The sequence below is a fragment of the Ruegeria sp. H8 genome (genome assembly GCF_056532905.1).
Genome location: NZ_JBQFNY010000003.1, coordinates 123,065 through 142,805, shown reverse-complemented (window position 1 = coordinate 142,805; position 19,741 = coordinate 123,065). Strand labels below are relative to the sequence as shown.

Below are 19,741 nucleotides of genomic sequence, written 5' to 3'. Positions count from 1 at the left end.
TTTTGGCAGATAGGCGGTTCCGGCGTTATGTGACAGAGGTGGTATTGTCGCGCTGCCCCGGCGTCAGCAGGTGCCGCAACAGGGCCACCGGGTGTGCCCGCAGGCTCAGGCGGGTGGCGACGTAATCCTCGACCACCTGTTCGTCCAGCGACATCTGCGGCAGATGGGCGGCGGGTTCGTCCAGCGCCTCGCCTTCCAGATCCTGCGCGAAGAGCGGCAGAGGCCGGGCGGTGGCGATCGCCTTGGCCTGCCATAAGGCCTCGCGTCGGGTCAGGCCGCAGGCGGCAAAGGCATCGGCCTCGGCCAGACGCTCGATCACCGAGGGGCCAAGGCCCGCGCGGCGCCAGACGTCATCAACCTGATGATAGCCATTGCCGCGCGCGGCGGTCAGCCAGCTGGCGTCCTCTTCGCTGAGGCCCTTGATCTGGCGAAAGCCCAGCCGCAGGGCCAGCCCGCCATGGCCGTCGGGCTCCATCACGTTGTCCCAGAAGCTGGCATTGATGCAGACCGGGCGCACCTGCACGCCATGTTCGCGCGCATCGCGCACGATCTGGGCGGGGGCATAGAACCCCATCGGCTGCGAATTCAGCAGCGCGCAGGCGAAGATGCCCGGATGGTGGCATTTGATCCAGGCACTGGCATAGACCAGCAGCGCAAAGCTGGCCGCGTGGCTTTCGGGGAAGCCGTAGGAGCCGAACCCCTCGATCTGCGAGAAACACCGCTCGGCAAATTCGGCGTCATAGCCGTTGCGCTGCATCCCGCGCAGGAACAGGGTGCGGAATTCGCTGACGGACCCATGCTTCTTGAAAGTCGCCAGCGACCGCCGCAGCCGGTCGGCCTGTTCGGGGGTGAAGCCCGCGCCGACGATGGCGATCTGCATCGCCTGTTCCTGAAACAGCGGCACGCCCAGCGTCTTGCCCAGCACCTCGCCCAGTGCGTCCGAGGGGAAGCTGACCTCTTCCTCACCATTACGGCGGCGGATATAGGGATGCACCATGTCGCCCTGGATGGGGCCGGGGCGGATGATGGCGACCTCGATCACCAGATCATAGAAATTGCGCGGCCGCATCCGGGGCAGGAAGTTCATCTGCGCACGTGATTCCACCTGGAACACGCCCACCGAATCCGCGCGGCACAGCATGTCATAGACCGCCGGGTCCTCGGGCGGCAGGGTGGCGAGCGTGTAACTCGTCTGGTGGTGCTGGGCGATCAGGTCAAAGGCCTTGCGGATGCAGGTCAGCATGCCGAGGCTCAGAACATCGACCTTCAGGATGCCCAGGGAATCGATGTCATCCTTGTCCCAGCAGATGACGGTGCGGTCCTCCATCGTGGCATTCTCGAGGGGCACCAGCTCGTCCAGACGACCCTCGGTGATGATGAATCCGCCCACATGCTGGGACAGGTGGCGGGGGAAGCCGTTGATCTGATGCACCAGTGTTAGAGTCTGTTTCAGGCGCCGATCCTCGGGGTCGAGGCCGATTTCGCGCATCCGTTCCGCCTCGAGCCCCGAGGCCGAGAAGAACCCCCACAGCTGCGAGGACAGGGCGGAAATCGTGTCTTCGGTCAGGCCCATGGCGCGGCCCACCTCGCGGATGGCGCGCTTGCCGCGATAGTGGATCACCGTGGCGCACAACCCCGCGCGGTGGCGGCCATAGCGTTCATAGATGTGCTGGATCACCTCTTCGCGGCGTTCATGTTCGAAATCGACGTCGATGTCGGGCGGCTCGTCCCGCGCCTCGGAGACGAAACGTTCGAACACCATGGTGCCCATCTCCGGGCTGACCTCGGTGATGCCGAGACAGAAACAGACCACCGAATTGGCCGCAGACCCGCGCCCTTGGCACAGGATACCGCGCGAGCGGGCGAAATGGACGATGTCGCGGACGGTCAGGAAGTAGGGTTCGTATTTCAGCTTGCCGATCAGCGTCAGTTCATGCGCCAGCATCTTTTTGGCTTTCTCGGACGCCCCGGCGGGATAACGCCATTTCAACCCTTCATGCGCCAGCCGATGCAGGCGCTGGGTCGGGGTTTCCTTGTCGCTGCCCTCGCTGGGATATTCATAGCGCAGCTCGTCCAGCGAGAATGTGAGTTCCTGGCTGAGCGCATAAGCGCGGGCCACGGCGCCCTCAAAGCCCTTGAAGATGCGCAGCATCTCGGGTTCCGAGCGCAGGCGCTGTTCGCCATTGGCCAGCGCGTGGCGGCCCAGATCGTCCACCTTGCGGCGCAGGCGGATCGCGGTCAGCACATCACCCAGCTTGCGGCGCGAGCCGTGATGCATCATCGGTGCGGCGCTGGCGAGAGTGGGCAGGCCCAGATGATGCGATTCAGCCTCTAACAAATGGAAAAATGCCGTGTCCGCCCCGTCATAGCGGGGATGCATCAGCAGATGCATGCGCCCGGCAAAGCGGCGTGTCAGCTGTTGCGCCTGTGTCCGCCACCCGCTCGCGCCGCCGGTCGGACGGCCCGCCTGTGGCCAGAGCAGCAGGTGCAGACCGTCGGAAAATTCCAGCAGGTCGGACAGGTGCAGGATGCACTCGCCCTTGGCCGCGCGCAGCCGTCCGGTGGACAGGAGGCGGCACAGGCTGGCCCAGCCCTGCCGGTTGATGGGCAGGGCGGTGACGGGCGGGGCATCGGTAAAAATCAGCCGTGCCGCCGGGATCAGGCGCGGCACCACATGCACCGGGAACGAGGGCGGTTTCGGGATGTGATCGGGGCAGGGCGGGCCGATGGGCGTGTTCTGCTCCTCCCACGCGCGGCGCTCACGCACCTTGCGGGCGATCTCGCGCGCCTGGGTGTGGGCGCGGACGATGCCCGCCACCGAGTTGTCATCGGCGATGGCGATGGCGGGCAGGCCCAGGGTGACGGCGCGCTCCATGTACTCCTCGGGGTGCGAGGCCCCGGTGAGAAAGGTGAAGTTCGACGTGATCGACAGCTCGGCATACATGGCGATTCGTCATTATATTCTTGTTTTGTTCTTTTTCGAGTCCTTTGCGCAGGAAACGGGTCGTCTGGACCAGGCCAGGCGCGCATGCTTGCAGAAAAAGGAGACCTGATATGTTCAAGATCACCGCTCTGCCCACTGACGAAGTCCGCGCCCTTCAGGCAGGTCAGCCTGATGCATATGGCGCCGCGCCCGAGCGCGCCGTTTCGTCGGGGGCTGGCAATCCCTGTCGCCACTGTCTGAAGAACATTCCCGAAGGCGCAAAGATGCTGATATTGGCGCATCGCCCCTTTTTAGAGCCACATCCATACGCTGAAACAGGGCCGATCTTTCTGTGCGCAACGCCTTGCGAGCGCTATGAAGGCGACGCCCTGCCCGAGATTTTGACCAGTGCACCCGACTATCTGATCAAGGGGTATGGACCGGATGACCGGATCGTTTATGGCACCGGGGCAATCACGCCCAAAGATCAGACCGACGCAAAAGTCAGCGACATTTTTACCCGCCCGGACGTGGCCTATATTCACGTCAGATCGGCACGGAACAACTGCTACCAAGCGCGGATAGACCGGGCTTAGAGCTTGACCCGGTGCATGCCCCGGCGCGGCTGGTCCTGATCGTCGGCCGGGGCATCGTCGGTGCGCGAGGATGTCAGGGCCAGGAACACATCCTCGAGATCGGCCTCTTCGGTGCGCACGTCGCGGATGCGGATGCCCGCCGCCCGGACGGATTCCAGAACCTGCTCGGCGCTGGTCCGGGCGCTGCGATATTGCAGTATAAGGCTGCCGTCTTCACGTAAGCTGGCCTCGACGCCTTCGGTCACCGGCAGGTCGACCACCGGGGTGTCCGGCACAATGACCATGGTCCGGCTGTCCATGCGGCCCAGCAGGTTGGCGGTACTGTCCTGCGCGATCTTTTCACCGTGGTTGATGATGGCGATTTGGTCGCACATCTCCTGCGCTTCTTCCAGATAATGGGTGGTCAGGATGATGGTCATGCCCTGCTGGTTCAGCTTGCGCACATTGGCCCACAGCATCTGGCGCAGCTCGATGTCCACGCCGGCGGTGGGTTCGTCCAGCACCAGGATTTTCGGGTGGTGCACCAGCGCCTTGGCCAGCAGCAGCCGCCGCCGCATCCCGCCCGACAGCGTGCGGGCATAGGCCTCGGCCTTGTCGCTGAGGCCGACCAGTTCAAGGATTTCATCGCTGCGCCGCTGCGATTTGGGAACGCCATAGAGCCCGGCCTGCACCTCGAGCGCGCCGCGCGGGGTGAAGAACGGGTCAAGGTTCAGCTCCTGCGGCATAACGCCGATGGCGGCGCGGGACTGTCGCGGATTCTGATCCTGATCGAAGCCCCAGATCGACACTCGGCCCGAGGACTTCACCACCAACCCGGCGAGAATATTGATCAGGGTCGATTTCCCGGCGCCGTTCGGGCCCAGCAGTCCGAAAACCGAACCTTTGGGAACAGTCAAATCAATGCCTTTAAGCGCGTGTTTCTCAGGCTGACCCTTGCCGCCTCGATAGGTCTTGCGCAGACCTTCGATCCTGATTGCCGCATCGCTCATGTGGCTCTTGCCCCCGGATTGCTCATCGCTCATAAACGCACCTAATACATGCCCGCGAGGCCGACAACCGAAGAAGGATCGCCAGCCGTGACCATCGAAGCGCCGGAAACCAAGATCGTCGAAACCGCCCGTGTCGCCTGTGACGGCGGCGAAGGCGCATTGGGCCATCCGCGCGTCTGGCTGCAAATCCCCGAGGATACGGGCTGGGTCGAATGCCCTTATTGCGACTGCAAATATGTGCTGAAGGGCCGTGAACAGGGCTGATTGCCCGACCAACCGGGTTTTGCCCAAATCTTGCCTCGGTTTTCATGTTAGTGCTTTGGCGCAACCAAAGCAGGGATACGTGATGACCGGAATTTCGGCCACTGACAATGTGAACCCGGTTTTCGGCTGGGTTGGGTTCTGCATCGCGTCTTTGGCGTTGTTTGCTGCGTTGTTCGTATTCTGGGCGGGGCCCTTTGCACCTCAGCAGACTGCGGGTGTGTCGCTGGGCGAACTGGCGGCCGAGATCGGCAAATCGACCCTGAGGGCCGCTGCGGGGATGGAACAGCCCGAACCCGTTGCCCGCGCCCGCGATCTGGATGATTTCCTGCGGATCGGTGTCGCCATGCTTGGCGGGCTTGCGATCGTCATATCAGCCGTTGGTATCCTGCGTCACGAAAAGCGGCGCCCTGCCATCGCCGGAATGGTTATAGGTACGGGGGCAATCCTGTTCCAGTTCTTTGCCTTTGCGTTTTTTGCCTTGCTGGGGGTGTTGGTGATCATGGCTTTGCTGAACAGTTTCTCTGACGTCTTCTCGGGATTGTTTGGCGGTTAGGCTGCGTTCTTGGCTGGTCACCCGCGCGACCCTGTGGCAGAACCATCCCTGACCGACAGGGAGCGCGCGCATGAGCAATTTCGGAAAAGGATGTCACCTGCATCTTATCGACGGATCGGCCTTTATTTTCAGGGCCTATCACGCGCTGCCTCCGCTGACCCGCAAGTCGGATGGTCTGCCGATTGGGGCGGTGTCCGGGTTCTGCAACATGCTTCAGAAATATGTCGAAGGGAACACCGGGCCGGATGCGCCAACCCATGTGGCGGTGATTTTCGACAAGGGGTCGCACACATTCCGGAATGATCTGTACGACCTGTACAAGGCCAACCGCGAAGCGATGCCCGAGGACCTGCGCCCGCAAATTCCACTGACCCGCGAGGCGACAAAAGCGTTCAATATCGCCTGCAAGGAACTCGAAGGCTATGAGGCCGACGACATCATCGCCACCCTGACCGTGCAGGCGCGCGAGGCTGGGGGCCGCGTGACCATCGTAAGCTCTGACAAGGATCTGATGCAGTTGGTCGGTGACGGCGTCGAGATGCTGGATGCGATGAAGAACAAGCGTATCGACCGGGACGGCGTGATCGAGAAGTTTGGAGTTGGCCCCGAGCGCGTTGTGGATGTTCAGGCGCTGGCCGGGGATTCCGTTGACAATGTGCCGGGCGCTCCGGGCATTGGCGTTAAAACGGCGGCCCTCCTGATCAATGAATATGGCGATTTGGAAACGCTGCTGGATCGCGCGGAAGAAATCAAACAGCCCAAGCGCCGGCAGACCCTGATCGAAAAGCGCGATCAGATCGAACTGTCGAAGAAACTGGTGCAGCTGGACGAGAACACACCGGTGGATTTCACGCTGGATGACCTTGAAGTGAGAGAGCCCGATGCCGAGACCCTGCTGGGTTTTCTGGCGGATATGGAATTCCGCACACTGACCAAACGGATCGCCGACAAGCTGGGGGCCGAAGCACCGGCCATCGCCGACGCTCCGGCGCCTGCGTCCAAGGAAGTTGAGGCCGAGACGATCCCGTTTGACGCGGCAAAGTATGAATGTGTCCGTGATGCAGCGGCTTTGCAAAAATGGATCGATCAGGCCCATGAACGAGGCTGGATCGCGGTTGATACCGAAACCACCGGTCTGAATGAAATGATCGCCGATCTGGTCGGTATTTCGCTCTGTGTCGAGGCCCGCGAAGCCTGTTACATCCCGCTGACCCACCACGATGGCGCGGCGGATGATCTGTTCGGGTCGGACGCGCTGGCTGAAGGGCAAATGCCGCTGGATGAGGCGCTGACGCTGCTGAAGCCGGTGCTTGAGGATCCGTCGATCATCAAAATCGGGCAGAACATGAAATACGATGCCAAGATTTTCCGGCGTCACGGTATCGATGTGACCCCCATCGATGATACGATGCTGATGTCCTATGCCATGCATGGCGGTGAGCACGGGCACGGTATGGATACACTCTCGGAACGGTATCTCAGCCACACGCCGATCCCGATAAAGCCGCTGCTGGGGTCAGGCAAATCTGCGATCACCTTCGACAAGGTGCCGATCGACGAGGCCACCGCCTATGCCGCCGAGGATGCGGATATAACGCTGCGCCTGTGGAAACTGTTCAAACCACAATTGCACCGGGTGCAGGTGACGACTGTCTACGAGACGCTCGAACGACCACTTGTGCCGGTTCTGGCCGAGATGGAGATGCATGGCATCAAGGTCGACCGTGATGTGCTGAGCCGTATGTCGAACGCCTTTGCCCAGAAAATGGCCGGTTTAGAGGCTGAAATCCACGAGTTGGCGGGTGAGAATTTCAATGTCGGTTCCCCCGCGCAGTTGGGTGAGATCCTGTTCGACAAGATGGGCCTGGAAGGCGGCAAGAAGGGCAAGACCGGCAAGTACTCGACCGGGGCCGATATCTTGGAAGATCTGGCGACCGAGCATGAACTGCCGCGCCGTGTGCTGGATTGGCGCCAGCTGTCCAAGCTGAAATCGACCTATACCGATGCGCTTCAGACCCATATCAACCCCGACACGGGCCGGGTGCACACGTCTTATGCCATCACCGGGGCGAATACCGGGCGTCTGGCCTCGACCGACCCCAATTTGCAGAATATCCCCGTGCGCACCGAGGAGGGCCGCCGCATCCGCGAGGCCTTTGTCGCCGAGCCGGGCAATGTTCTGGTCAGCCTCGACTACAGCCAGATCGAGCTGCGCATCCTGGCGCATATCGCCGACATTTCGACCCTGAAACAGGCCTTTGCCGATGGGCTGGACATCCACGCCATGACCGCGTCGGAAATGTTCGACGTGCCACTGGACGAGATGACGCCGGACATCCGCCGTCAGGCCAAGGCGATCAACTTTGGTGTGATCTATGGCATCTCGGGCTTCGGCCTGGCGCGCAACCTGCGCATACCGCGGGCCGAGGCGCAGGGTTTCATCGACCGCTATTTTGAACGCTTTCCGGGCATTCGCCAATATATGGATGACACGGTGGCATTTGCCAAAGAGCACGGCTATGTCCAAACCTTGTTCGGGCGCAAGATCCACACGCCCGAGATCAACGCCAAGGGGCCGCATGCAGGATTTTCGCGCCGGGCGGCGATCAACGCGCCGATTCAGGGCACGGCGGCGGATGTGATCCGGCGCGCGATGGTGCGGATGCCGGGTGCGATCAACGGGCTGCCCGCCAAGATGCTGTTGCAGGTCCATGACGAACTGTTGTTCGAAGTCGCCGAGGATTCCGTGGATCCGCTGATCGACGTGGCGCGCGCGGTGATGGAGGGTGCCTCGGACCCGGCAGTGAAACTGGATGTGAAGCTGAGCGTGGATGCCGGCCAGGGTGCGAACTGGGCCGAGGCGCACTAGCGCCAGGTCGGCCTTCCGGGTCAGCCCTGTGGCCTGACCCACCCTTCGACCATACGTTTGACCGAAGGTCCAAGGACCAGGATCACCGTAAACGCGATAGGCCAGCAAAAGGCCCAGGACGCCATCCAGTCACCCAGCGTTTCAGGATGGAACCCAACTGCCTTGACCGTAGCGATCCCGGTGACAATGCACGACATCAGCCCTGACATGATCAGTCCAAAGATGGCATGGGCAAAGCGGGCAGGAATCATATCGGGCATCCTCGAAAACGGTTTGCCTGTTGTGTGCGTCATCCGGGCAGCGAATTCCAGCCCGATGAACGGCGTCAACGTCGCATCCAAGCCAGGGTCGCATCCGTTCGAGCCGTAGAAGGCGCGTATTCGGCGCTGACCCAACCGCTGTAACCAGCATCATCCATTGCCGCGAAAAGCTGCGCGAAATCCGTAGGCCCGCGCCCCGGTTCAGAACGTTCGGGGGCGGCCCCAATCTGGGCGTGGACAACACTGGGGTGAAAACGCTCCCAGACGGCCAGCGCGTCGCCGTGGATCATATGTGCGTGAAAACTGTCATATTGCAGACCGACATTCGGGCGATCCACGCGGCCCAGTACCTCGGTCGCCAGATCATAGTCGTTCAAGAAATAGCCGGGTTGGGACATCGGATTGAGGGGTTCGATCGTGAAAGTCTGCTGCGGTGCGAAATCGGCGGCCCACTGCAAGTTTTGCACGAAGCAGTCCAACGCATCCGTCCCGGCTGCGTATCCGGACATGATATGAATGAAGCCCGGCCGCAGCACCTGAGCGTAGCGCAGAACGCGGCGGATATCAGACTGAAACCGGGACGCACCGCCGGGGATGGCGGCATAACCCGGTGCGCCACCGGTATAATTCGGCGGGGGCGCGTTGATCAGAACCAGTTCGAGCCCGTTGGCCAGCAAGGCACGCCGGGTTTCTTTTGCAGCAAGTTCGTACGGAAACAGGATCTCGACCGCCTGGAACCCGGCATCTGCCGCTGCCTGAAACCGATCCAGATACGGAAGTTCGGCAAAGAGCAATGAGATATTCGCGGCGAATTTTGGCATAGGCGGCCCATGGATTTCTGGTGGCCCGACCTTATCCGCGCGTTGATTTCTGTGAAAGTGACAGAAAACGACAGTTTGTCGAAATTCGACCAGATCGACCCGATGAAATCGGAAACGCTTCCTGCATTGCGGCGAATCAATTTTCTGACGCCGTGCCAATGGAAGGTTTGAAAACGATGGCGATGAGCCCAGACCCCGTCCGCGGGAACAGCCTTTCTGCGCCGGCGGGACAGCATTCTGCCTTGTCGGGCAACGGGTTGGCCGTGGCATCGATGCTGACATGGGCGGCCGGGTTTCCGGCGGCCGAAGTGCTGTTGCAAACATGGCCGCCCGTCGCCCTGTTGGCCGCGCGACTGTCGCTGGCCGTGTTGGTGATGGTGCCGGTCTGGGTGATTCTGGACGGGCCGCGCCGGGTTGTTTCAGCCCGCTGGGGTCATGCAATGACCGTCGGCGGCCTTGGAATCGGGTTAGGAATGTTCCTGTTGATCTTGGCGCAAAAGCTAACCGACCCGGTAACGGTGGCAATCATCGTCTCTTGCGCACCTTTGGTGGCCACATTGCTTGAATTGGCTGCTGGCACACGCCGGCTTAAGTGGAATTTTGCGCTGGGCGTAGCTGTATCGATTGTCGGCGGGTTGATCGCCACCAGCGCCTTGGCCCCGGCCCAGTTGGGTCTGGGCGCGGCCTGTGCGGTTGGATCAACGGTGCTATTTTGCTGGGCCAGCATGGCAACCGCCCGGGATTTCGCCGAACTGAGCCAGACTGGACGCACGACGATCACCTTTGTCGGAGGGCTGGCCATGGCATCGCTGCTGGTTTTCGGATCGGCGCAGTTTGGTCTGGACGTGATGCCTGCAACTGCGTTCGACATGCAGCAGGCAGGCATGCTGATGATCTATGCGCTTATCTCCATGGGTCTCAGCCAGGTATTTTTCATCACCTCCGTCGGCAAGCTGGGCGTGGCGCTGGCCTCTTTTCACATCAATGTCGCCCCGTTCTACGTGATGCTGATCATGCTGATGCTGGGGGACGAATGGAACTGGACCCGGGCACTGGGTGCGGGCATTGTTGCAATGGCTGTCGTGCTGGCACAGGATCGCGCGCCACGGTCAGCTCAGGTCGGCTGAAGGGATCAGGCCAAAGAACTGCCCGCCTGACCAAACACCGAACCAGCCGTCATGGTGCGTTCCGATCTCGACGAGGCGGTAAAAGCTTTTGCGATCTATGCGGGCTTCGAGGTTGTCGCGGATCAATATGTAGGGTGAGGGTTCGTCTGTCTCCGGGTCGATTACAATTCGGATCGGATGATCAACTCCGGCCACGGCCCTGTCGCCAACATGGGTTGTGAAGGTCAAGGACTGGTCCTTTCCATCCCCGTCCCGGTCGAAATCCACAGCGACAAACGGCGCGTCTTCGACAGTGATTCCCACCTTCTCGACCGGGGTGACGAGGAAGTATTTGCCGCCTTCCTTCTTAAGAATTGAGGAAAAAAGCTTCACAAGCTCGAAACGGTTGATGGGTGAGCCTAAATAACTCCATGTGCCATCTTTTGCGATCTTGATGTCCAGATCGCCGCAAAACGGAGGATTCCAGAGGTGAACGGGCGGTAAACCGTTGGTTTTGGCCGCTTTGACCGATGCCGCCAGACCATCTGGCGACGGTTTCACAGGTTTTTGTCCGCTCATTGCTTTTGCCATTTCCTCTCAGCGCGATACACTTCAATCATAATAGTCCACGGAAGGGAAAGTCATGACCGAACCTGCCGACCTCGTAGCCGAGATCGAAGCGCTGGAAAACAAGCTGCAAGAGGCCAAGGCCTCGATCACCCGCCGCTTCATCGGGCAGGAGAGGGTCGTGGACCTGACGCTGACCGCACTTTTGTGCGGCGGCCATGCCCTGTTGATCGGTCTGCCGGGTTTGGGCAAGACACGCTTGGTCGAGACTCTGTCGACGGTGATGGGCCTGCATGGCAGCCGCATTCAGTTCACGCCCGATCTGATGCCCGCCGATATTCTTGGGTCCGAGGTTCTGGACACTGCCGACGATGGCAGCCGGCATTTCCGGTTCATTCCCGGCCCGATCTTCTGTCAGTTGTTAATGGCGGATGAAATAAACCGGGCAAGCCCGCGTACACAATCGGCACTGTTGCAGGCGATGCAGGAACGCACCGTTACCGTGGCGGGCGAGGACCGTTCATTGGGTACGCCGTTCCACGTGCTGGCAACGCAAAACCCGATTGAGCAGGAAGGCACCTATCCGCTGCCCGAAGCCCAGCTTGACCGGTTCCTGGTACAGATTGACGTCGAATACCCCGACCGCCAGACCGAGCGGGATATCCTGCTGGCCACGACCGGGGTTGAAGAGGAAGAGGCACATCAGATTTTCAGCAAGGAAGAGTTGCTGGCTGCGCAGGTCTTGTTGCGCCGGATGCCGGTCGGAGAATCCGTCGTTGAACTGATCCTTGATCTCGTGCGGGCCTTCCGCCCCGAAGAACCCGGTGTGTCCGAACGGGTTGCCGAAACCGTGGCCTGGGGTCCGGGCCCCCGTGCCGCGCAGGCGCTGATGATGACGGTGCGGGCGCGTGCCATGTTGCAGGGACGCCTGGCACCAAATGCCGAGGATGTTCTGGATATGGCGCGCCCGGTGCTCAGCCACCGGATGGCACTGAACTTTGCGGCAAGGGCGCGTGGTGACAGCCTTGCAGAGCTGATTGACTCGACCGCTGTCGGGCTGATCCGGACCGAGGCCGCGGCGTGAATGCCGAGCTGACCCTTCGCGAGAGATCCGAAGCCGAGGCATCACGGCTGCCGCCCCTCTTGGCGCGGGCCGAGCACTTGGCCGGAACCGTTCTGCTGGGCGACCACGGTCGACGGCGGTCCGGGATGGGGGATGATTTCTGGCAATACCGCCCGGCGCAGGTCGGCGACAGCCGTCGCATGATCGATCACCGCCGCTCGGCGCGGGGGGATCAGCAGTTCGTACGTGAACGGGAATGGCAGATCGCGCAATCCGTGATGTTATGGGTCGATCAGGGGGCTTCGATGCGGTTTGCGTCCGACAAGACCCTGCCGACCAAAGCGGATCGCGCGCGGCTGTTGGGGCTGGCGACATCCATCCTTCTGGTGCGCGGCGGTGAACGCGTAGGTCTGACCGGCACCACCTTGCCGCCCCGGCGCGGCAATGCGCAGATCATCCGGCTGGCGCAGGCCTGGTCCGAGGATAATCAAGCGGATTACGCCCCGCCCGAACACCGCGCCATGATCCCTCATGCCCGCGCCGTGTTCATCTCGGATTTTCTGGGCCCCATGGATGAGGTTGAACTTGCCTTGACCAAAGCCGCCGACCGTGGCGTGCGCGGCGTGGTTCTGCAAGTGCTGGATCCGGGTGAGGAGTCGTTTCCCTATCGCGGGCGCACCATTTTCGAAAGCGTCGGAGGGTCTGTCCGACACGAAACGCTCAAGGCCGCCGAGCTGCGGGACCGTTATCTGGAACGCCTGGCGCATCGCAAGGACGCGCTGAGGCAACTGTGCCGAGCGACGGGCTGGCAACTGGGCCTGCACCACACGGGCGACAGCGCACAAGCGGCTCTTTTATGGCTTTATCGGGCCTTGGATGGGGGCACGCGATGACGGTTCTGGCGGGCATCGGCTTTACCGTGCCATGGGTGTTGCTGGGTCTTCTGACTCTGCCGATCCTGTGGCTGATCCTGCGCGCGGTTCCGCCGGCACCGATCCGCCGCTTGTTCCCGGCGGTCACGCTGCTGTTGGGCCTGAAAGATGACGAAAGCGTATCCGACCGCACCCCATGGTGGCTGCTGCTGCTGCGGATGCTGGCGGCGGCTGCGATCATCATCGGGCTGGCAGGGCCGGTTCTGAACCCGTCACGGGATGAAACCGGAACCGGGCCGCTGCTGCTGGTGCTGGACGCCAGTTGGGCCGGAGCCGCGCGCTGGCCGGCGACACTTGACCAAATCGACACGCAACTGTCGGAGGCCGGGCGCGCGGGCCGAACGGTTGCAATTTTGCGCCTGACAGAACCGGAAACACCGGTATTTCAGGCTGCGGAAGCGTGGCGCGGGCGTTTGCCTGGGCTGACCCCGAACCCCTGGCAGCCGAATGCAGATCAGATTGTTCAGACCATTGCCGCGTTGAACGCCGTTGACGGCGGATTTGATACCCATTGGTTCAGTGACAGGCTGGACTATGCAGACCACGCTGAACTGGTGTCCAGCCTTCAGGCGCGCGGAGATGTGACGGTCTATCAGGCGGCCTCCCGGCCCGTTGCGATCCGGCCTGCGGCCTATCAGGACGGGCTGATCCAATTGACCGTTCAGCGCGCGGGCCCCGGACCGGAAGACCGCGTGACGGTACTGGCGCAAGGCCGTGATCCGGCGGGTACGGCCCGGGTGCTGCATTCCGTTGAGCTGACCCTTGAAGCCGGCGAAACCACGGCGCAGGCCGATCTGGCGCTGCCGTCGGAATTGCGCGCCCGTATCACGCGGTTTGAAATACAGGGCCAAAGGTCCGCCGGAGCCGTGACTCTGACCGATGACAGTCTGCGCCGGCGCGAGGTTGCGCTGATTGCCGGAACCCGCAACCGTGAAGGGCTGGAGCTGTTGTCACCCCTGCATTACCTGACGCAGGTCCTGGTCCCGACCGCGGATTTTGTCGATGGCGGCCTGCTTGAGGTTCTGCCCGCCAACCCGGATGTGATCGTCCTGTCGGACGTGGCGCAGATGTCGGAGCCGGAAGAGGCCGCTTTGATCGAATGGGTCGAACAGGGCGGGCTTCTGCTGCGTTTTGCCGGTCCGCGCATGGCGGCCAGCGATCTGGGCAGGGACACCGAAGACACCCTGTTGCCGGCGCGGCTGCGCAGCGGTGGACGATCCGTCGGCGGTGCGATGAGCTGGGGCGAAGCCAAGACGCTGGCTCCATTCCCCGAAAGCTCTCCGTTTTTCGGCCTGGATATCCCAAAGGACGTGGTTGTTTCGACCCAAGTCATGGCTCAACCAGACCCTAACTTGGCGGATCGCGTGATTGCTTCGCTGTCCGACGGGACTCCGTTGGTGACACGCAAGGCTTTGGGGCTTGGGCAGGTGGTGCTGTTTCACGTCACTGCGGATGCCGAATGGTCCAGCCTGCCGTTGTCGGGCCTGTTCGTCGAGATGCTGGATCGTTTGGCCGTGGCTTCGGCAGCCAAGTCGCGGCAAGAATCGCAACTGCAAGGCACCACGTGGGAGCCGGTTCAGATCATGGACGGGTTTGGCGCCCTGTCAGATGCCGGAACCCTGGCCGGTGTGGATGGCGTTCAGCTGATCTCGGGCCGGATCGGGCCAGATTTGCGTCCGGGTCTCTATGAAAGCGGAAAGCAGAAGCTGGCATTGAACGTGGTCTCGGAAGAAACCGAGCTGCGCCCGGTGACCTGGCCCGCCAATGTGCCGATCAAAGGGCAGGAGGTCAGCACGGAAACCCCGCTTGGTGGCCTGTTACTAAGCCTCGCACTGATCTTGCTGACGGTTGACGTGATTGCCTCGCTGGCCTTGTCGGGCAGGCTGGGTCTGGCGCGAACGGCGGCTGCCGCGCTGGCCGCTTTTCTGCTGGTGCCGGACGTACAGGCGCAGACGTCCGAAGATACCGAATTTGCCCTTGCCGCAACGCACGAGCTTGTGCTGGCGCATGTGCTGACCGGTGAGACGCAGGTGGACGATATTGCCGAGGCCGGATTGCGGGGCTTGGCGCAAACCCTGTTCTTTCGCACCTCTGTCGAACCGGCGGACCCAATCGGCGTTGATCTGGAACGAGACGAGCTGGCATTCTTTCCGCTTCTCTACTGGCCCATTACGCCGAACCAGCCGCAACCTTCGGCCGAGGCGTATATCAAACTGAACGCCTATTTGCGTTCGGGTGGGATGATCCTGTTTGATACGCGCGATGCGGATATTGCCGGTTTCGGCGCATCCAGTCCGAATGGCCGCAAGTTGCAGCAACTGGCCGGACCGTTGAATATCCCTGCATTAGAGCCGATTCCCCGCGATCACGTCCTGACCAGAACATTCTATTTGCTCCAGGATTTCCCGGGCCGCTATTCCGGCGCAGAAGTCTGGGTCGAAGCTGCACCCGGGGATGCAGAACAGATCGAAGGGATGCCTTTCCGAAACCTCAATGACAACGTGACACCGGTGGTTATCGGCGGCAATGACTGGGCCGGGGCCTGGGCCGTGGATCGCAACGGCCAGGCCCTTTTGCCTGTCGGTCGTGGGTATGCCGGGGAACGGCAACGCGAACTGGCCAATCGTTTTGGCGTCAATCTGGTGATGCACGTGCTGACCGGGAATTACAAATCCGATCAGGTCCACGTGCCCGCTCTTTTGGACAGGTTGGGACAATGACCGGAACCGTCATATTCGACCCGCTGATCCCGTGGCCGCTTTTGGCTGCTGTGGGGGCGATTGCCGCTGTCGGAGTAGCTCTGGCCTTGTGGCGCGGCTTGTCGGGCTGGGCCCTGCGGGGATTGGCGGCCCTGGTTGTCATCGCGGCACTGTCCGGTCCGGTCTATCAAGTCGAGGACCGCGCGCCGCTGACGGATATCGTTTTGATGATCGAGGATGAAAGCGCCAGCCAGACACTTTCGGACCGGGCCGAACAAACGGCGCAGGCCGCCGAAGACCTGGCCGCCGAGATCGAGGCGCGGGACAATACGGAACTGCGCCGCATTCGGGTCGGCGACGGTGAAGGTGATGAGGGCACGCAGGTCATGGCCACCCTGAATGAGGCCCTGGCCGAAGAACCGCGTGCGCGCATCGCGGGCATTCTGGTGGTATCGGACGGGATCGTGCACGATGCCGATCAGGCCCCGGAATTGCCGGCGCCGATGCATCTGCTGCAAACCGGGCGTGCGGACGACTGGGATCGCCGGCTTATCGTCCGAAATGCGCCTGCTTTTGCCATCATCGGTGAATCGGTGACTTTGACCCTGCGCGTTGAAGACAGCGGAGCAGCCCCCGCGGGTGCCGCGACAGCGCCGTTGGAGATTTCCGTGGACGGTGGTGAGCCTCAGCAGCTGAGTATTCCAATCGGTCGGGATGTCGAACTGCCTGTCACCTTGCCTCATGGCGGGCGCAACGTGATCCAGTTTTCCGTGCCCCTGGCCGAAGGCGAGTTGACCGACCGCAACAACACCACGCTGATCCAGATGAACGGCGTTCGGGATCGCCTGCGCGTTCTGCTGGTCTCGGGCGAGCCGCATCCGGGCGGGCGCACATGGCGCAATCTTTTGAAATCCGACAGCTCGGTCGATCTGGTGCATTTCACCATCCTGCGCCCGCCCGAGAAACAGGACGGCGTGCCGGTGGACGAATTGTCTTTGATCGCCTTCCCGACACGCGAGTTGTTTCTGGAAAAGATCAACGATTTCGATCTGATCATATTCGACCGCTACAAGCGGCGCGGCATCCTGCCTGCGATCTATCTGGACAACGTCACCAGTTATATCAATGACGGCGGCGCCGTTCTGATTGCGGCCGGTCCCGATTTCGCCGGAGCTGACAGCATTTTCCGGTCGCCGCTGGCGCCGATCCTTCCGGCGCAACCGTCCGCGCGTGTCTTCGAGGAACGCTTTGTTCCGAAGGTCAGCGCGTTGGGTCAGCGCCATCCGGTGACAACAAATCTTGGCGATTCCGAGGATTGGGGGGCCTGGTTGCGCCAGATCGATGTGAACCATCGCTCGGGCGAGGTTCTGATGACGGGCATTGACGAACGCCCCCTGCTGGTTCTGGACCGAGTGGGAGAAGGGCGTGTTGCGATGCTGGCATCGGACCATGCCTGGCTGTGGAGCCGTGGCTTTGAGGGTGGCGGCCCGCAACTGGAGCTTTTGCGCAGGCTGGCCCATTGGATGATGAAGGAACCCGAACTCGAGGAAGAGGCGCTGTGGGCCGAAGCCAACGGCCAGTCCATGCGCATCATTCGACAGACGCTTGGGGATGATGTGGGTCCGGTGACTGTGACGCGCCCGAACGGCGAAACGCTGGAAATCACCTTGCAAGAGGTCTCTCCGGGGCGGTTCGAAGCGCAATACTATGGTCCCGAGATTGGTCTTTACCGTTTGCAGGAAGGTGACCACATGGCCGTGATCGGGCTTGGTCCCGCCGCGCCGAAGGAGTTTGAACGCACCATCGCAACGGGGGATGTTCTTGAACCGGTTCTGGCCGGCATGAGGGGCGGCGTGATCCGGGTGGAAGATGGGTTGCCGTCGATCCGCAACGTGCGCGCCGGGCGCCCGGCGGCTGGTCGGGGCTGGATCGGCCTGACCCCGCGCGATGCCTATGAGACGCGGGATGTTACCCAGGCGGGTCTGCTGCCACCTTGGCTGGTTTTGCTGTTGGCAGGAGGTTTCCTGTTGGGCGGTTGGCTGCGCGAGGGGCGGCGCTAATCGATCCTGATTGACGCCCTGTCGGATTGACCTTGCGCATCCACCACGACAAGTGAGGTGAAGCCGGTCCCCGGATTGGGGATTTCGAACTCTCGTCGCCGCTGCCCGGTCAGCACCGGCACGCCATCCGCCAGTACGGAAAACGGCCCGACGCCGCCACGCAGTTTGACCGTCAGAGGTGCTCCTGATGTCTCTAACACGGCGTTATCGGGCGGGAACAGCAGGTCCGGCGCCGAGGGATCATCCTTGAAAGCTGTCGTGCGGGGGCGAAATCGCTGCAACGGCTGAGGCAATTGGGCCGCGCCGACAAGCAGAGTCGAAGGCGGCGGTGGGCGCAAGGGCGTGAGCTCGGGTTTAAACAGGTTGAACGCCTCGGCCAACAGGGGTGCGGCAAGGTCGCCCCCGAATGCACCGGGAACAGGCGTTCCATCGGCGCGGCCCAGCCAGACCCCTACGACGTGGTGCCCGTCAAAGCCGATGGCCCAGGCATCGCGGTGGCCATAAGACGTGCCGGTCTTGTAGGCCAGCGCCCCTGTCGCACCGCCTGCCGGTGGCGCAATCCCGGCCAGAATGTCGGAAACCTGCCAGGCCGAGCTTTCTGACAGAACGCGCCGGGTGCGCTGGGCGTCTGCCAGAACGTCATGATGCAGGATCGGGCCTGTTCCGCCAGCTGCCAGAGTGGTGTAAAACTGTACCAGATCGTGCAGGCTCAACCCCACGCCACCCAAAGAAATCGCCAATCCGGGTGCTGCGCCATTCAGGCGTGGCTCTGACCCGGCCAACCGCAAAGCCGTCATCAACCGAGCGGGCCCCAGCTCATTCGTCAGGCGCACGACGGGGATGTTCAGCGACAGCTGTAGGGCGTCCCGCACCCGGACATCGCCACGGAAGGCGCCGTCGAAATTGCGCGGTGCGTATCGGCCAAACATCACTGGACTGTCGCTGATCAGGGTCTCGGGATGGGCCAGCCCCTGATCGAAGGCCAGCCCGTAGACCAGAGGTTTCAGGGTCGATCCGGGCGATCGTACGGCCCGGGTCATATCCACGAACCCCTGACGGGCATCTTGATACCCGGCAGATCCGACCGATGCCAGAACCGCGCCGCTGCGATGGTCGGCCACGATCAGAGCCCCGGAAACGCGTGGTCCGACGCGGGTGGCGGCCTGGGCCACCAAGGTTTCCAGCCGGGCCTGCAATCCGGCATCCAGGGTCAGATCGAAGGCCTGGATTGCGGGTGCTTGCCGCCTTGCACGGTCAGTCAGATGGGGTGCAAAGCGTGGAAACGGAGTCATCCGATCCGGAAGGGGTTCGGTCATGGCCGCGCGCGCTTGGGCATCGGTCAGGACGGTGTGGCGCACCAGCCTGTTCAGAACCCGGTCGCGGGCCTGTCGGGCAGCTTCTGGCTTGCGATCCGGGCGCCGGGCCTCGGGGGATTGCGGCAACGCAACCAACAGGGCGCTTTGTGCGGGGGTCAGCCGCGTGGCGTCCTTTCCAAACCACGCGCGGGCGCCGGCACGGAGCCCTTCCAGATTGCCACCATAGGGGGCATGGGTCAGATAAAGGTTCAGGATTTGCTGTTTGCTCAGACGCCGCTCCAACGCCAATGCGACTCTGATCTGGCGAAATTTCCCGCTCCAGCGCCCGGTTGGGCCATCTTCGATCAACCGCGCCACCTGCATGGTTAGGGTGGACCCGCCCGACACGTTACGCCCGTTCCACAGGCTTTGCCCCGCAGCCCGCAGCATCGCGATGAGGTCCACTCCGGCGTGGGTCCAGAACCGTTTATCCTCGTACCGGATCAGCATTGCGATGAAATCCGGGTCAACTGCGCCGGGCCGCAGCCTCCAGATGCCATCCTCGACTGGAAACGCACGCAAAAGCTCGCCATTCCGGTCCCGCATCTCGACTGAAGTTTCAGCCAGAACGGAAGGCAGGGTTGTGGCATCGACCCAGCGGTCAACACCATCCCGTGCCAGTGCCGTCAAGTAGAGTGCTCCGGCCAGCGCAAACAAGAGCCGCGACCGCTTAGGCATGACGAC

General features: G+C 62.2%; 16 protein-coding genes. 10 read left to right on the top strand and 6 right to left on the bottom strand.

The genetic code is table 11. From position 1 onward, the window contains the following. Positions 1-25 precede the first annotated feature (25 nt). The gene (locus ACR0A2_RS10185) at positions 26-2,944 is read right to left on the bottom strand and encodes an error-prone DNA polymerase (protein WP_480834933.1); all 2,919 of its coding nucleotides are present in this window, start codon (positions 2,942-2,944) and stop codon (positions 26-28) included. A gap of 110 nt (positions 2,945-3,054) precedes the next feature. On the opposite strand from ACR0A2_RS10185, the gene ACR0A2_RS10180 reads away from it, so the two are divergent. Continuing rightward, the gene (locus ACR0A2_RS10180; RefSeq protein ID WP_480834932.1) at positions 3,055-3,519 is read left to right on the top strand and encodes a DUF1203 domain-containing protein; all 465 of its coding nucleotides are present in this window, start codon (positions 3,055-3,057) and stop codon (positions 3,517-3,519) included. On the opposite strand, the gene ACR0A2_RS10175 is transcribed toward ACR0A2_RS10180, so the two are convergent. Beyond that, a complete protein-coding gene (locus ACR0A2_RS10175) occupies positions 3,516-4,508 on the bottom strand; it encodes an ABC transporter ATP-binding protein (protein WP_480835070.1) in 993 nt (330 codons plus the stop codon). The genes ACR0A2_RS10180 and ACR0A2_RS10175 overlap by 4 nt on opposite strands. An 87-nt stretch (positions 4,509-4,595) precedes the next feature. Here ACR0A2_RS10175 and ACR0A2_RS10170 point away from each other — a divergent pair, with 87 nt between their 5' ends. The 3 genes from ACR0A2_RS10170 to polA all read left to right on the top strand — a co-directional run bounded on the left by ACR0A2_RS10170 (position 4,596) and on the right by polA (position 8,194). After that, complete coding sequence (locus tag ACR0A2_RS10170; RefSeq protein ID WP_152459472.1) at positions 4,596-4,772, top strand: zinc-finger domain-containing protein; 177 nt, start codon at positions 4,596-4,598, stop codon at positions 4,770-4,772. Positions 4,773-4,827: 55 nt separating this feature from the next. After that, positions 4,828-5,325 (top strand): hypothetical protein, encoded by a 498-nt coding sequence (locus tag ACR0A2_RS10165; protein WP_171726035.1) that lies wholly within the window; start codon positions 4,828-4,830, stop codon positions 5,323-5,325. 70 nt (positions 5,326-5,395) lie between these two features. Then, a complete protein-coding gene (gene polA, locus ACR0A2_RS10160; RefSeq protein WP_480834931.1) occupies positions 5,396-8,194 on the top strand; it encodes a DNA polymerase I in 2,799 nt (932 codons plus the stop codon). Between the two features lie 20 nt (positions 8,195-8,214). Here polA and ACR0A2_RS10155 read toward each other — a convergent pair whose 3' ends face one another. Both ACR0A2_RS10155 and ACR0A2_RS10150 read right to left on the bottom strand, forming a co-directional pair. Then, entirely contained in the window at positions 8,215-8,445 is a 231-nt protein-coding gene (locus ACR0A2_RS10155) for a DUF2798 domain-containing protein (protein WP_171117031.1), read from the bottom strand. A gap of 74 nt (positions 8,446-8,519) precedes the next feature. Continuing rightward, positions 8,520-9,275 (bottom strand): hydroxypyruvate isomerase family protein, encoded by a 756-nt coding sequence (locus ACR0A2_RS10150; RefSeq protein WP_480834930.1) that lies wholly within the window; start codon positions 9,273-9,275, stop codon positions 8,520-8,522. Between the two features lie 9 nt (positions 9,276-9,284). Here ACR0A2_RS10150 and ACR0A2_RS10145 point away from each other — a divergent pair, with 9 nt between their 5' ends. Together ACR0A2_RS10145 and ACR0A2_RS10140 are read left to right on the top strand one after the other, a co-directional pair. Next, a complete protein-coding gene (locus tag ACR0A2_RS10145) occupies positions 9,285-9,446 on the top strand; it encodes a hypothetical protein (RefSeq protein ID WP_171172119.1) in 162 nt (53 codons plus the stop codon). Beyond that, positions 9,434-10,402 carry a DMT family transporter gene (locus ACR0A2_RS10140; RefSeq protein ID WP_480834929.1) on the top strand — a complete coding sequence of 323 codons (969 nt, stop codon included), beginning with the start codon at positions 9,434-9,436 and terminating at the stop codon, positions 10,400-10,402. Before ACR0A2_RS10145 ends, ACR0A2_RS10140 begins: the two co-directional genes overlap by 13 nt. Here ACR0A2_RS10140 and ACR0A2_RS10135 read toward each other — a convergent pair. Further along, positions 10,385-10,960 carry a DUF1285 domain-containing protein gene (locus tag ACR0A2_RS10135; protein ID WP_171229985.1) on the bottom strand — a complete coding sequence of 192 codons (576 nt, stop codon included), beginning with the start codon at positions 10,958-10,960 and terminating at the stop codon, positions 10,385-10,387. The two genes, ACR0A2_RS10140 and ACR0A2_RS10135, sit on opposite strands and share 18 nt — an antisense overlap. A 64-nt stretch (positions 10,961-11,024) precedes the next feature. On the opposite strand from ACR0A2_RS10135, the gene ACR0A2_RS10130 reads away from it, so the two are divergent. Genes ACR0A2_RS10130 through ACR0A2_RS10115 form a run of 4 tightly spaced genes read left to right on the top strand, consistent with a single transcriptional unit; the run spans position 11,025 to position 17,702 of the window. Further along, entirely contained in the window at positions 11,025-12,032 is a 1,008-nt protein-coding gene (locus ACR0A2_RS10130; protein ID WP_152459465.1) for an AAA family ATPase, read from the top strand. Next, positions 12,029-12,904 carry a DUF58 domain-containing protein gene (locus tag ACR0A2_RS10125; RefSeq protein ID WP_171172113.1) on the top strand — a complete coding sequence of 292 codons (876 nt, stop codon included), beginning with the start codon at positions 12,029-12,031 and terminating at the stop codon, positions 12,902-12,904. The genes ACR0A2_RS10130 and ACR0A2_RS10125 overlap by 4 nt, the downstream gene beginning before the upstream one ends. After that, positions 12,901-15,663: a DUF4159 domain-containing protein gene (locus ACR0A2_RS10120; protein ID WP_480834928.1), complete on the top strand. Its 2,763-nt coding sequence runs from the start codon at positions 12,901-12,903 to the stop codon at positions 15,661-15,663. The genes ACR0A2_RS10125 and ACR0A2_RS10120 overlap by 4 nt, the downstream gene beginning before the upstream one ends. Further along, on the top strand, positions 15,660-17,702 hold the full coding sequence (locus tag ACR0A2_RS10115; protein WP_480834927.1) for a hypothetical protein: 2,043 nt from the start codon (positions 15,660-15,662) through the stop codon (positions 17,700-17,702). Before ACR0A2_RS10120 ends, ACR0A2_RS10115 begins: the two co-directional genes overlap by 4 nt. Here the strand turns inward: ACR0A2_RS10115 and pbpC are convergent. Then, positions 17,699-19,735, bottom strand: a complete 2,037-nt coding sequence (gene pbpC, locus ACR0A2_RS10110) for a penicillin-binding protein 1C (RefSeq protein ID WP_480834926.1) — start codon at positions 19,733-19,735, stop codon at positions 17,699-17,701. The two genes, ACR0A2_RS10115 and pbpC, sit on opposite strands and share 4 nt — an antisense overlap. Between the last annotated feature and the right edge of the window lie 6 nt (positions 19,736-19,741).

What these genes read in the sequence shown, in the direction of transcription:
- ACR0A2_RS10185 (WP_480834933.1), bottom strand. Translation starts at nt 2,944, where the DNA reads ATGTATGCCGAGCTGTCGATCACGTCGAACTTCACCTTTCTCACCGGG.
- ACR0A2_RS10180 (WP_480834932.1), top strand. Translation starts at nt 3,055, where the DNA reads ATGTTCAAGATCACCGCTCTGCCCACTGACGAAGTCCGCGCCCTTCAG.
- ACR0A2_RS10175 (WP_480835070.1), bottom strand. Translation starts at nt 4,508, where the DNA reads ATGAGCGATGCGGCAATCAGGATCGAAGGTCTGCGCAAGACCTATCGA.
- polA (WP_480834931.1), top strand. Translation starts at nt 5,396, where the DNA reads ATGAGCAATTTCGGAAAAGGATGTCACCTGCATCTTATCGACGGATCG.
- ACR0A2_RS10155 (WP_171117031.1), bottom strand. Translation starts at nt 8,445, where the DNA reads ATGATTCCTGCCCGCTTTGCCCATGCCATCTTTGGACTGATCATGTCA.
- ACR0A2_RS10150 (WP_480834930.1), bottom strand. Translation starts at nt 9,275, where the DNA reads ATGCCAAAATTCGCCGCGAATATCTCATTGCTCTTTGCCGAACTTCCG.
- ACR0A2_RS10145 (WP_171172119.1), top strand. Translation starts at nt 9,285, where the DNA reads ATGGATTTCTGGTGGCCCGACCTTATCCGCGCGTTGATTTCTGTGAAA.
- ACR0A2_RS10140 (WP_480834929.1), top strand. Translation starts at nt 9,434, where the DNA reads ATGGAAGGTTTGAAAACGATGGCGATGAGCCCAGACCCCGTCCGCGGG.
- ACR0A2_RS10135 (WP_171229985.1), bottom strand. Translation starts at nt 10,960, where the DNA reads ATGAGCGGACAAAAACCTGTGAAACCGTCGCCAGATGGTCTGGCGGCA.
- ACR0A2_RS10130 (WP_152459465.1), top strand. Translation starts at nt 11,025, where the DNA reads ATGACCGAACCTGCCGACCTCGTAGCCGAGATCGAAGCGCTGGAAAAC.
- ACR0A2_RS10120 (WP_480834928.1), top strand. Translation starts at nt 12,901, where the DNA reads ATGACGGTTCTGGCGGGCATCGGCTTTACCGTGCCATGGGTGTTGCTG.
- ACR0A2_RS10115 (WP_480834927.1), top strand. Translation starts at nt 15,660, where the DNA reads ATGACCGGAACCGTCATATTCGACCCGCTGATCCCGTGGCCGCTTTTG.
- pbpC (WP_480834926.1), bottom strand. Translation starts at nt 19,735, where the DNA reads ATGCCTAAGCGGTCGCGGCTCTTGTTTGCGCTGGCCGGAGCACTCTAC.